This window comes from Sphingomonas sp. Leaf20, assembly GCF_001421535.1.
Classification (GTDB): Bacteria; Pseudomonadota; Alphaproteobacteria; order Sphingomonadales; family Sphingomonadaceae; genus Sphingomonas.
The window spans coordinates 780,512-794,315 of sequence record NZ_LMKN01000001.1 but is presented as its reverse complement, the minus strand read 5'-3'; the positions used below and the strand labels follow the sequence as shown (position 1 = coordinate 794,315).

The following is a 13,804-nucleotide window of genomic DNA, read 5'->3' as shown; positions in this document are numbered from 1 at the left end:
CCAACCCCGCCCGCCGCCGCCTGTTAGTCGAAGCCCGTCAGTCGCCGCAGCGCGTCATCGGGACGGGGGCGGAGTCGATCTTCACGTCGGACACCGCGAGGTCGAGCGTCGCATCGGCTGCGATCACGAACGGTGCCGTGACGTGCGCCATGTCGACGCCGCGACCGGCGAAACATTGCAGCGGGACGATCACCTGCTGCCACGCGCCGGGCTTGGCACCCGCGAGCATCTTCGTGATCGGCACGGTGACGGGCGCGGCGTCGCCGCTCGCCATGCCCAGGCTGACGGCGCCGGTGGCGGGACGATCGACGCGGACGTCGACGACGAGGCTGAGCTCGCCATTGCTCTCGCGCGTCAGGTCGAGCGGACGGTCCGACTCGATCCGCGCATCGGTCCGCGTCGCCGCGGGGCCGCCGGTCCAGCTGAACCGGCGCGCATCCTCCTGCCGGCGGCGATCGACCGCGGTCACCGTCAGCCGCTTGGCCACCGTCGTCGCGGTCGCGCCCGACATCCGCACCTTCGCCTGGCCCGGCTCGACCAGCGTCAGCGACCACCCTTCGGGCACGCGCCCCTTGCCGAACACCGTGCCGTTGGCGGACGCCGCGAGTCCGGCCGGGCGCGTCTCGTCGAGTCTGGGGACCGACCCCGGCTTGGCGTAGCGCAGGCCATAGCCGAGCGCGAACAGCGGGTCGTACCCGGGATCGCTGCGGTTCAGCACATATTGGTCGGGGCGGCGCGGCCAGGAGAAGCTGAGCCTGCCGCGAAAGTCGTTCGCGACCGTGCCATCGCGCTTGCGTAGCACCAGGTCGGCGACCCCGCCGCCCTCGCTGCCCGGCAGGAACGCGGCGACGAACGCATCCGACGCGTTGAGTTCGGCATTCACCCACATCGGCCGCCCCGACAGGAAGACGGCGACGACGGGAACGCCCGCCGCCTTCAGCTTGCGCAGCAGCGCGAGGTCGGACTTGTCCTCGGGGCTGTATTCCAGCGTCGGGCGATCGCCCTTGAACTCGGCATAGGGCTCCTCGCCGAACACGACGATCGCCGCATCGGGCTTCTTGGTAAAGCTGCCGTCCGCCGACAGCGTCGCAGTACCGCCTGCCGCCCTGACCGCGGTGTCGATCCCCGACCAGATCGACTCCGCATTGGGGAAATTGGCCTTGGTCGTGCCCGTACCCTGCCAGGTCAGCGACCAGCCGCCCGCCTGTTGTGGGATATTGTCCGCCCCGCCACCCGCGACGAGGATCGTGGCGGAGGGTTTCAGCGGCAGTAGCCCGCCCTCGTTCTTGAGCAATACCAGCGATTCCCGCACCGCGCGGCGTGCGATCGCGCGGTGGTCGGCGGCACCGATCAGGGTCATCTTGCCCGCCAGCGCGCGCGACGACGGGCGGCCGCGATCGAACGTGCCCGCCCGGAATTTCACGCGCAGGATGCGGCGCACCGCATCGTCGAGCCGTGCCGCGGGGATCTCGCCCGACTGCGCCTGCTTCAGCGTGTTCGCGTACAGCGTCTTCCACGCGTCGCCCGAATACATGAACATGTCGAGCCCGGCGTTGATCGCCGCGGCGCAGCTTTCGTTGGTGCAGCCGTCGACCTGGCCGTGTCCGTTCCAGTCGCCGACGACGAAGCCGTCAAACCGCATCCGGTCCTTCAGCACGCTCGTCAACAAGCTCTGGTTGCCGTGCATCTTGGCGCCGTTCCAGCTCGAGAAGCTCGCCATCACCGACTGAGTCCCCGCCTCGATCGCGGCGGGATAGCCGCCGAGATGGACGTCGCGCAGCACCGTCTCGGGCACGCGCGTGTCGCCCTGGTCGCGACCACCGGTGCCGCCGTCGCCGAGGAAATGCTTCGTCGTCGCGATCACATGGTCGGGCGCGAGAAAGCTCTTCGTCCCGACGATGCCCTGTACGCCCTCGATCACCGCGCCCGCATAGTCGGCGGGGATCGCGGGCTCCTCGGAATAGCTCTCGTAGGTCCGGCCCCAGCGGTCGTCGCGGACCACCGCGAGCGTCGGGGCGAAGGTCCAGTCGATCCCGGCCGCCGCGGTCTCGATCGCGGTGACATGACCGATCTCGCGCATCAGGTCGCGATCATGCGCCGCGCCGAGCCCGATATTGTGCGGAAACAGCGTCGCACCGGGGATGTTGTTGTTGCCGTGGACCGCATCGGTCCCCCAGATCACCGGGATGCTGGGCCCCGCGTCGCTGCGCGCCATCGACGCGTCGTAGAACGCGTCGGCGAGCTTCAGCCATGCTGCCGGGGGCGCCAGATCGTCCCCGCCGGGCCCCGAATTGCCGCCGTTCAGGATCGAGCCGAGCTTGTACGTGCGCAGGTCGTCGGGGGTGATGCTGGCGATGTCGACCTGGATCAGCTGCCCGACCTTGTCGGCGACGCTCATCCGCTTGATCACCGCATCGATCCGCGCCTCGACAGCGGGGTCGCGCGACGGGCGTGCGGCGACCGCGGGCCACAGGTCCGGATGCGCGACCGCCGAGAGCGGGCCGGGCTGTGCGGGTGTCCGGACGCCGGGTGCGGACGGGGTGGCGCGCACCGGGGCTGCGGTCGGCGCCGTCGCTGTCGGGGGAGGGGGCACCGTGGCCGCGGATTGCAGCAGCAGCGCAAGCGTGAGCGTTGAAAACCCCGTCGACATCCCATTCTCCCCGATCGGCACGCCATCGCGAGCGGTACCGTTACCACCCTGTTACTGCGCGTATCGCGGCGCGGACAAGGATTTTGCTCGATTGTACGAAAGCGCGCTGAGCGGGGTCGCTGGCGGCGTGGGGATGGACCGTATCGGTCGGCCGGACAGAATGCGAGGAGTCGTGCTGTTCGTCATCCGACGTAATTCGGCCGTGTCTGCGGCCGTGTCGGCAGATCTGCGAAATCTATCGGCGGGGCACCGTCCCGCGCATAGAGAAAAATGGGCCGGGGTTGCCCCGGCCCACCAGTCTTAGTTGCTGTCGGAGTCGTTGCCGCCGTCGATCGCCATGTACAAACCGCCTGCAACCGCGACTGCGGCAACCGCGACGATCGCGAGGCCGGCACCGGCAACCTTGCTCTTCTTCGCGGTCGGCGTTGCAGCGCGCGTCGACTTTGCGACCGACAGGCTTGCCGCGGCGTTCGGCGCAGCATTTGCAGCGACCGGCAGTGCGAGGAAAGCAAGGGCCGATGCGGCCGTAATGAACTTACGCATAATGAAGAACTCCGTCTCGTTGATATCTGGCGAGCGGCAGTCATTCGGCAAAAGACTTAATTTAGCAATAATTTTCGGTCTCTGTCATGGCGGCAAATGCTGGCGAAAGGGTTCGAAACGTTCGCGATCAGCTTTAGGCAGGCACCATAAAGTACAGATTTACAGTGATATTGCTGATGCGGGCGACCGCATGACGGTCCGCGAACGCAGCGTATCTGTCGAAGCCGGTCGCGTGCACGTGACGAGGGCGCATCGAATCGTAAGTCCTTCCACGGTCTCGCGAGGATCGCGCGCGTGCTCAGCGTTCGGCGGGCGGCGTATCGGCCGCGGTGACGTGGATCCGCTCGACGCGCAGGATCGGCTGTCGGTCGCCGTCGCCGGCGGGATAGATCGCGAGCGCCATGTCGATCGTGGCGCCGCCGTCGGTGGTTGGCTGATGATTCGTCCGCCAGCCGTCGACCGCGGCCGCGACCTGGCCAACGAAATCGGGGGTGGCGCCCGACGCAATCACCGCGGACGTCACCGGCATCAGCAGGATGGGCACCACGGTTCGCGGCATCCCCGCGCCCGGGACGAGGCTGTATGCATAGGTCATCGTCGCGGCCGCCTCGACCGGCACCGTCCCGGTTAGGCCGGTCGCGAGCCCGGCGGACACCGCTTCGAGATTGGCCTGGTAGCTCGATCCCATTGGCAGGAGCCCGTCCATGTCGAGGCTGGCAAAGCTGAGATCGGGCGCGAGCGGGCTTGCAAACCGCACGACGGGGGTCCGGAAGACGAAGGCATCGCTGGTCGTGGCGGATGGCGCGCTGTCGGGCAGGAGATGCGCGTTGCGCAGGATCTGCAGGCTGGTCTGTCCGTTTCGATACCCGAAGATGCTGAGCCCGCGCATGACGATCGACCGCGTGCCGGCCGCGACGACCTGCTGGTACGTGACGGGGGTTGTCCCGGCCGTGTAGCCGAACCGGATGCTGTCCTGCCCCGCGACCGACGTGATCGTCGCGGTCCACGGATCGGGCCCGGTCCCCGCGACGTTCGCGACATCGACGACGGGCTCGATCTCGATGACGGGCACGGGCAGCGTGAGTCCCGCGCCCGGTGCCGTGATCGTCGTGCGATTTGCGTCGAGCGTTGCCGGGTAGCCGTTGATCGTGAGCCCGTTTATCGCGACCGCCGCGGGATCGGTCGGGTTTGCCGGGACCAGTTCGATCTCGAATGCCAGTTTCGTTTCGGGCGGCAGCGATGGCGGCGCATCGAACGCGACGACCGACCTCGCCCAGGCATCATGCGCCTGCGACACCGCCGTCAGCAGCGCGATGAACCATTGCACCGGGGTCGCCGCCGCGGGCGCGGCGCCGTCGTCCGCGATCGCGTCGAGCGCGGTGGTCATCGCCTGCAGGACGGCCGGATAGACCTCGACGAACTGGGCAAGCGCCGCCTGGAGCGTGCTTGCCGGATCGGCGTCGTCGGCCTGCACGTCGTCGTCAGGCGGAATGTTGAAATCGATCTCGGTCGCGATCGAGTCCTGCGCTGCACGATCATAGGCGAAGTCGACGCGGTAATCCCATTGCGCCAGTTCGTCGGGCGTGGTCGCCGCTGGATAGGTGGCGTTGCCCGACTGGGCCTGCATCGTCGGCGGCTGCGGCAGCGCGCGCAGCACGACGGGCACGTCGATCGCCTGTGCGGTGCCGGTGCTGTCCGGATTGAAGGCGCGCGGGGCGAACGGCGTGACGAAGGCGATCCAGTCGCTGTCCGTATAGCCGGCAATGCCCGGGACGCTTCGGATCGCGTGCTCGACATGCGTGATGGCCCATTCGAATTCGAGCGACAAATAGGCGGCGCTGCTCGTCGCGACGTTGCGTGAATCCACCAGGAAGCCCAGCCGCGCCGGGCTTGTGGGGTCGAGCGGCAGCCGCGTCGTGGACAGCGCGAAGGTCGCATTGGCGCCCGCGACGGCGGTCTCCGCCAGTGTCGCGCGTGGCTTGCCGTACAGATTCACGGCTCCGCCGGACACGGCATCGGCTTGGAAGACGGTGATCGCGGTGGTCGAAAACGCCGGCCCGAGACGGTCGAGCAACGCCTGGCGCAGCGTCTCGCATGCGGTTTGCCGGCTGGCGGGGTCGGGCGTCGGCCAGGGACTGTCGGCGCCGGGGGATGCGAAGATCGGCTGGACCGACGCGGCGATCGAGCCGGCCAGCGCGGCCTTGATCAGGAGCAGCTGCGCGAGCGCGCCATCGGTGAGCGGATCGGCGATCCCCCGGCTCCTGTCGAACAGATAGAGCGCGGCCGCGAGGTCGGGTGCGAGCGCGGCGTCGATGGCGTCGAGCACGAGCTGGAACCAGACGTTCGGATCGATCCCGGTAAAGCTCCGCGTCACCGGCGACTGGGCGGGCGGGAAATTCTGCGTGCCGTCATAGGCGGGGTAAAGCGCGAATTCGTCGCTGACCAGATGCGTCGCGAGCGGCAACGGCGCGTAATACAGCGGCAGATCGGCGAGCGTGAACCCCAGCCCGCTCGGCGTGGCGGAAAGCGGCGCATCGGCCATGCGAACCGCCCACAGGCTCTGCGTGCGCCGGTCGCCGACATCCGCCGCCGCACCGCTGGCGGGGGAGGTGCCGACCCTGAGCGACCAGCCGCCTGCGGCTGCGACGAACATCGCCTCGAACTGCGCGGCGAACTGCGAATAGCCGCTTCCGGCATCGGCATCGCCGTCGGGCATCGGCAGGATGTCGATCGACGCCCGCTCGCCGTCCGCGAGACCCGCCAGCGCGGAATCGACGAGCAGTCCCTGGCGGCAGAGCGTGAGTGACATCGTCAGCGGCAGGATATTGCCCGGCGCCACCGCATCGACGCTGACCGGGATCGACAGGCACGCAGCCAGGGGCGGGGTGCCGGCCTGGCCAGCCTGTACGGCTGCAAGATAGGCGAGCGTCTGGTCGACGAAATCGCGAAATATCTGCGCCTGTGCGTCGCTGAGCGCCAGATCGGGCACCGCCAGCAGATCCGTGTACAGCGCGAACCCGACCGCCTCGCCGCTCGCCCAGGGCGAGGTGTTCGTGCCGTAATCCTGGTTCAACTGATACCAGACTTTTGTGTAGCACAGGGTGTCGCGCACGGCCGCGGCCTGTCCGCTGTCGGGATCCAGATAGGCAGTGGTCGAGAACGACAGCGTGATCGCGAGTTCGCCGGCGGCATAGGCATAATGAAGCGCGAAATTGGGCCATGACGCGGGGCCGATCAGCGTGTCGCGGTAGAGCAGGGGTACGATCTGCCCGTTGACCGCACCGCTGTACTGGGGCGACGGTGCCGCGAACTGGTCGATCAGCCGGTTGCCGAACAGGTCGCGCCAGCCCAGCTCGAGCTGAGCGAGCGTGCCGACGCCGCGATAGGGGCTGTCCGCGCCGAGCGGCTGCCCCGCACCGCCGCCCGTCGGCGCGACATTGGTCTGCGCGCTGGAAAGCAGCCCGAATGTCTGGCGATAGCAGCGCGGCGCGGTATCGGCCGCGGCGACGAGCAGCGCACGCCGCAGGACAGGGTCGGCCATGGCGCGCCGCTGTTCCGCCGCCCGCCGCGTCGCTGTCGCATCCATAGGGTCGTTCAACGGCTGCGGACCGATTGGCGCGCCGCGACTGGCGGTAAAATAGCGATTCCCGACAAGCCCCGTCCCGAGCAATGTGAAAAGCTGCGCGAGCGTCGCTCCGGGTGAAATGTCGGTGGGATCGGGTGCCGGCCGGGTCAGTTCGAAGGTGACGTTGCCCGATGAATCGCCCGGGCGCACGTCGAGCGCCTGCGGATCGATCGTCAGCGTCGCGCCGCCCGTGCCCGGCGAGGTGAGCATCGCGGCGTCCGCCACCCCCGTCGCGAGGTCATCGACGCTGATGCCATAGCGCCCGGCGAGCGAGGCCAGCGTGTCGCCCGCCACGGTCCCATAGGGGATGGGCGGAAGGTACAGCGCGGTGCCCGCGGTGGCGCTAACGCCTGGATTGGCTGCGGATATCTGCGTGCCGGTGAGCGGGGGATAGGACGCCGCGATTGCATCCCACGCGTCCGCCGTGCCGGCGTCGGTGGGGGTCACGAGATGCGTGACGCCACCGAACTGCACCGCGACCCCGGGCAGAAGCGGGAACGTCGCGTTCAGCTCGGCGATCCGACCGACGCTGAGGCCATAAAGCGCCGCCATCTGCGCCAGCGAGGCGTCGGCGACAGGCTGTGCCGGGGTCGCCGCGCTGCGCGACTCGAGCGCGACCTGCACGCCCACCCCGGCTGCCGGATCGTTGGTCAGCACCGCGTTGACGAACGCGGTCAGCCGGTCCTGGATAAGCGCGCCGCCGCGAGGATAGCAGAACAGCAGCACGAGATCCGCCTTGCCCGTCGCGTCGAACGCCGAGGCCGGCAGCCGATCCCAAGTCAGGAAATACCCGCCCGACCGCACCGTCGAGAGTTCCCACAGCAATTGCGCGACCTGATCCGGGGGATTGGCGATGTTGCCGATTGGCGGGGCGGGGGCGGGCGGATCGGCGTCGCGCGCTGCTGTCGCCGGCGCCGGGTTCGCCTGCGTCGACAGCGTCGTGCGGCTAAAGAACGCCGGGGCGGCGGGATCTTCGGGTGCAAGCAGTTGCGCATCCTTGCCGCTGCCCTGCGCGTACGCCAGGTACAACCCCGATATCAGCGCATCGGTGCCGGCGTGGCTGTCGTTCAGCCCCAGTGCCGAGACGAGCTGTTCGAGCAGCGACGCCTGCGTCGCGTCCGGCGCCATGACCTCATAGGTGAAGCCGCGCGTCTTCGCGAACGCCGCGCCGGCGGTGGCCGGTGGCAATCGCCGAACGCTGAACCCGATCCGCGTCGCCCAGCAATATTGGCCGAGCGGGGTCTGGACCGGTGCCTTGCTGATCGGATCGACGGTCAGCGCCTCGGGGTCGAGCGCCTCGCAATAGGACAGCTGCGCCGCGTAGGGGACACCCGCGGCGTTCAGCCGCCGCGCGCGCGCCGCCGCGTCGGCCAGCAGCGTCTGCGGCACCCGCCACAGCATCGGCAACAGCGATCGTTCGGGCTGCAGGGGCTCGGTCGGAGGGATCGTGAGCAGGCCGATCGCCGTCGGATCGGCGGCGACGAAGCCGACGCCCGTGCTGAGCGGCCAGGTCCGCGGCGCCCGCGCGACCGCCGGCAGGATACGGAAATCGGTCGGCGGATCGAACGCCCCGGCCTGCGCACAGGCGAGCATCGGACCGAGCTGAGCCAGCGGATCGACGAGGTCGACGACGCTGCCCGCTGGCGTATCGAAGGAGACGAACGTCAGATGTCCGGGGAGGCTTGAGACGGTCAGGCTATACTCGCCCGCGGCGGGCACCAGGCCCGCCGCCGCCGGAAATTGCTGCCCGGTCAGCTGATAAAGGCCATATTCGCCTTGCGGGCTGGTGTTCGCGGTGAACGCCGCCGACAGCGATAGCGCGCCCTGCGCGGTCGTGACGGGCAAGCGCACGCCCGCGGTCATGAAACGCGTGACGATTCCGGCAATCGTGGCAAGCTGGTCGTCGTCGCAGATGGCTGTCCACAGCGCATCGCTGCTCGCCTGCGTGACGTTGTCGAGCGGGATGCTGGGCGTCGTCGCGGCATCGAACAGCGGGATGCTCTGGTTGGCCGGCACCGCGCCGATCGCCGAAACGGTCGTGCCATAGCGCGCCGCGATCGCCGCGAGCGTATCGCCGGCCGCCACCGCAAGGCTCAGTCCGGCATCGAGCGGATCGCGCCGCACGTGCAGCTGCTGCCCCGCGATCAGCGCGTGCATCGTGCCGATCGCGGTGGCGAGTTGCGCGGGCGTCCAGGCGGTGGCGGGCTCGATCCGACCCAGCGCGTTCAGCAATTCGGCAAAGCTGATCGCGGGCGGCGTGAGAAAGGACCCGCCGTTCACCGGGATGGCGATCCCGGTCGACAGCACGCGGGCGTCGGGATTGCCGGCGATCAGGTCGGCGGCCTCGATCGCGAAACGCTGTGCGATCGTCGCGAGGCTGTCGCCGTTGCGGATCGTGTACGCCGCCGCCGGAACGAGGAGGACGCCGGCGGCGAGCGGTGTCGCCGCATTCGGCAGGACGATATCGTCGACCGTGATGCCGAGCCCGTCGGCGGTACCGCTCGTCCTGCTCCAGTCGAGGATGGCCTCAAGCGTGTCGGCCGTCGCGAGCGCGAAGTCGAACCTGCGGAACGCGTTGCACGCCGCCTGCAACAGCTGCCGCCCCGTCAGCATCATCATGTCGACGAACAGCATCGCCGCCATCGATCTGGGTATCTCTGCCGCCGCCCGCGACGGCCGCGGCAGGATGACGCGTGACGGCGCCTGCGCGCCCGCGGTTTCGAGCTCGGCGGCAAGGCTTGCGAACAGCGCCGCGACGCCATCGCGGTAGCCCGGTGGAACGATGACGTAGCGGGAGAAATCGACGCTCTGCCCGGTCGTGCCGTTGAGGCTCGGCGTCGCGATCAATCCGTCGATCGGCGGCACCGGCACCGATCCGGGATCGAGCGCACGCTGGTTCACCGCGGTCAGCGCGTGCAGAGTGATCGTGAACCCCGACAGGAAGCTCAGATAGTCGTCGAAATCGAGCGGTGGATCGGCAAGGTCGGCGAGCCTGTCCATATAGGCCTGGAGGATGGCGGGTGTCAGGCGCGCCGCGTCGCCGCCGAGATGACCGACCAGCCAGGGCAGCAGGTTCTCGCACAGCGTCTCGAACGATGTCGCGCTGGTCGCCGGCACGCCCGACTGCGATGGCGCATCCATCATCAATACGGCGACGAACGCGCCCGTCTGCGCGGCCGGGTCGGTGTCCCCCTCGGCCGCCACGACCGTGTAGGCGACGGTCGCATACAGATCGAGCACCGGCCCGACGTCGCCCGCGCTACGCAGGCGGGGCCGTGCCTCGCCGCGCGGCGTCGGCGTCGGCAGCATGATCAGCGTGCGATCGGTCGGTCCGGCGACCCCCGCGCCAGGCGGCGGCAGCCAGGGCGCGGTGCCGTCGTCGACCTGGATCATGAAGTTGCAATGGACGTCGGTGTGAAACGACAGATCGAAGCTGATCGTGAACAGGCCGAGATCGATCCGCACCGTGAGCGCCACGGATACCGATACGCCTGCCGAAATCGTGATCGGCTGGAAGGACTCATACGCGATGGTCAGCGTAAGCGTGATGTTGATGCTGAGCGATGCCCGGACGATCGCAAAATCGACCGATCCATATAGCAGTCCGATCAGGCCGACGGTGCCGATCAGTTTGAAATAATAGTCGTGCTGGACGCTGTTTCCGAGCTGCGCGGGCGGCAGATAGGGGTGCCAGGACGCGATCACGCCCTCGATCATGGCGACGGCGGTGAGCGAGAAGCCCGCGCTGAGCGGTCCGGCGGTAAAGCTGTAGCCCAGCCCGAGCTGGAAACCGATCCCGAAGGCGATGACCGGGTCGAACGTACCGAGCGTGGTCGCCGGCGTGACGGTCGACGTGGCGCCGCTCAGCTTGCCGAAATATACCCCGCCGCCACCCGTCACGGGGAGCCCCGCGATGATCGCGGAGAACGCAAAGGACCGGCTGAAATCCATGTTCCGCGGAAAGCCGATGTCGATCATGAAATCGCCATTGGTGTAGATCTGCACGCCGATGTCCGGGAGCACCACCGAGACCGCACCAAAATCAAGCGTGCGGACAGAATCGGGGAAGCGCCAGTCGATCTGGTACAGCCCGACCCGGTCGGTCACTTTCTTGTAGAGTATGTCGACTGCGAGCCCGGCGAGCGCCTTCGCCTTGCCACCCGCCATCTCCAGATGCAGCCCGTAGAAATCGGAATCGTGAAAGACGAACCCCAGGTCGACCGTCCAGCCGATATCTGTCTTGAGCATCTGCATGTGCGACGCGATCAGCCAGTCGCTCGACCGGGCGTATTGGACCGCGGACGGGGTCGCGCCGGCCGGCACGACCGGGTTGGAATCGCCATCGCTGCTCGGAATGGCGGTGAGCGCTCCGATCACCTGCGTGACGCTGGTGGCGTCGGTCATTCCGGTGACGCCGACGCGCTGTCCCATGATCAACAGGTCGATCGAGAGCAGATCGTTCCCGCGGCCGGCTATGCCGGGTAGATCCTGCACGTCCTGCCCCGCGGGGGCGGCGTCCGCGAGACCCGGGCCGCTCGCTTGCCGGCCGAAGAGTTTCAGCAGACGCGGATCCACACCCGGCAGATACAGCAACGGCGAGTCGCCCGCGAGCGACAGCGTTATCAGGGGTTCGCCGACCGCTTGGGGAACCCTTGCGACGGTGAGGCCGCTGATCGTGGCGAACCCCAGATCGATCGCGCTCGGCAGCGTGTAGGTCGCGGAAATCGCTGTCGGCGCGTCTTTGGCGAGCGCGAAGCCGATCTCGAGCCCGTCGAGCGCGACCTGATCGAGCAGGTCCCATGGCGACGAGAGCGTGACATAGGGTTCGTGGATCGTTCGCATCAGCGCGGTGATCGCCCCGCCGATGCTGATGCTCGGGAAGGCGAATATGAGCGTGTCGTCCCCCGCGGTGTACGTCGCGGTGGCGCCTTCCCAGCTGAGCCGCAGCATCGAGTTGGCATCGGCGAAGCTGTACGCGATGACGACACTCGCGCCGAGCACGACGACCGTCGTGGTTGCCGTGCTCGTATAGCGTTCGCCCTCATCCCGACCCGCGTCGTAGAGCAGACTGACCTGCGCCTGGGCAGGCTTGGCGACGATACTGCCGAGCGTGAGCGTCCAGCTGAACGTGCCGGCAACGGTATAGGTCGTGGCGACGTTCGCGCCCTCGGGCGCGATCTGCGCGTCGATGGTCAGCGCGGAGACGAGGATATCACCCGGCAGAAACGGCGAAGGGCTGAGCGGTCCGAGAAACTGGTCGACCAGATCCGATAGCGCGACCGGTTCGACCAAGGTCGCCGACAGGGCCCAGACGCCGCCGCTTCGATGCTGCACCGTCACCGCCGCATCGACGGTTCCGATCGCGATACTGCCCGTGAACGATCCGTCGTAGATCGTCAGCGCGGGGCCGGCATTTCCCGCTCCCGATTGCGCGGGGGGACTCGCCGCGAGGACGAAGGAGGCGTTTTCGACGGCGAGCAGCGGCGTGCCTGCGATCGTGAGGAGATTAAGGTCCGCATGCAACTGGGCGGTCAGCGCATAGGTGCCTGCGCTTCGGCTATAGTCGAACACGACATCGGACAGCGCGATGTCGGTCCCCGATGGCAGGCTGATCTGGCCGGCGGAAAGGCCGTCGACCAATCCGCCGAGCGTGACGCTTCCCTGATACGTCGCGTGAAACGTCAGATCGGTGCTGATCGTGAAGCCGAAAACGCCGGGGAAGATCGCGGGGAGCAGCGCGGCGGTGGCGGTGAAGACCGCCGAGGAGGTCGGCGTCGTGCCCGAATCGTCGATCGTCCAGACGAGCGATACCGCGTCGAATGTCAGCGACAGCGCGTTGGTGCTGTCGTTCAGCGGGTTCCAGCCTATCGGCTGCGGCGTGCCGAGCGTCGCCACGATCGATATGAGCGTCGCCGGATCGAGATGGGCCGTGAACACAAGGTCGATCAGATCGACGCTGGTCAGATAGGCCTGGAGCTCGGCCGGTACGTCCTGGAAATAATATCGGCCACCGACCAGCCCCGCGATCGCGCCCGGACTGAGCGGGGCCGCGCCCGCCGTCGCTTCGAGCACGAAGTCGACGCTCGTGGCGGTCGCCGGGGGATCGGGGGGGACGGTGGCGCTGAGCACGCAGGTGACCGGGGTCTCGCCCGTCGCCCCGACCATGGTGTCGATGGCCAGGTCGAGCGACGGCGCTGCTGCCGTGCCGGGATCGTCGGCTGCCGCCGATCCTCGCGGGTCTTGTGCGACAGCGCCCGCTGCCGGCAGGATGAGACGGATCCTCGGCGTGTCGACGGTCAGGAATCCAAAGAGTGTCAGCGGCGCGCTCGTGATGAGTGGCGCGGTCAATCGTCCCGCTGGAAGACAGACGGACGCGCCGTCGACCGCGGCGAAATCGAGCGCGCCGGCGAGTGGCAGGACGCCGCCGGGCAAGACCAGTCCCGCGATCAGCGCCGCGACCGGCCCCAGCGGTACCGGCGGGACCAGCTTGGCCGCCATGGTCTGGATCGCGCCCGCGTCGATCGTATCGAACGTGAACGACACGTCGGAGACCTGCGCGCAGTCGAACGGCCAGCCGGCCGCGGCCGGCGTGAGGTCGGTCCAGGTCCAGCCGTCCGGGCTGATCTCGACCGTGATGCGCAAGATCGCCGCATGGTCGGGATCGAGCCCGAAAATGATCGTCGCATCGGGGACCGCGACGCCGATGAAGTCGAGCTGGACGCCCGTCACGCTGAAGCCGTCCGCGGTGACGGACGAGATCGCGTCGGCCGCGTAGCCAAGAACGAGCGGGCCGCCGCCGGCGGTCTGGAATGCCTTGGCGAGATCCGTGTCGATCCCCTCGGGGACGGTCGCGCCACCGGCAAGCGCCGTCGTGAGGGTCGCGCTGTCGAGCGTGAACTCGGGCGCGGCGGCGGCGAGCGACAGCGCCAGCGCGCCAAGCGGAAACTCAGACATCGGCGGTCACCCCAAACGCGCCGCACAGGGCG

The 13,804-nt window shown here is 68.5% G+C and carries 3 protein-coding genes; all 3 read right to left on the bottom strand.

Features of this window, described 5'->3' with window-relative positions:
• Positions 1–37: 37 nt before the first annotated feature.
• The 3 genes from ASE72_RS03720 to ASE72_RS03710 all read right to left on the bottom strand — a co-directional run bounded on the left by ASE72_RS03720 (position 38) and on the right by ASE72_RS03710 (position 13,772).
• A complete protein-coding gene (locus ASE72_RS03720) occupies positions 38–2,650 on the bottom strand; it encodes a glycoside hydrolase family 3 protein (protein WP_056016806.1) in 2,613 nt (870 codons plus the stop codon).
• Between the two features lie 300 nt (positions 2,651–2,950).
• A complete protein-coding gene (locus tag ASE72_RS03715) occupies positions 2,951–3,193 on the bottom strand; it encodes a hypothetical protein (RefSeq protein ID WP_056018863.1) in 243 nt (80 codons plus the stop codon).
• Between the two features lie 298 nt (positions 3,194–3,491).
• Positions 3,492–13,772 (bottom strand): LysM peptidoglycan-binding domain-containing protein, encoded by a 10,281-nt coding sequence (locus ASE72_RS03710; protein WP_056016803.1) that lies wholly within the window; start codon positions 13,770–13,772, stop codon positions 3,492–3,494.
• Positions 13,773–13,804: the final 32 nt, after the last annotated feature.

What these genes read in the sequence shown, in the direction of transcription:
- ASE72_RS03720 (WP_056016806.1), bottom strand. Translation starts at nt 2,650, where the DNA reads ATGTCGACGGGGTTTTCAACGCTCACGCTTGCGCTGCTGCTGCAATCC.
- ASE72_RS03715 (WP_056018863.1), bottom strand. Translation starts at nt 3,193, where the DNA reads ATGCGTAAGTTCATTACGGCCGCATCGGCCCTTGCTTTCCTCGCACTG.
- ASE72_RS03710 (WP_056016803.1), bottom strand. Translation starts at nt 13,772, where the DNA reads ATGTCTGAGTTTCCGCTTGGCGCGCTGGCGCTGTCGCTCGCCGCCGCC.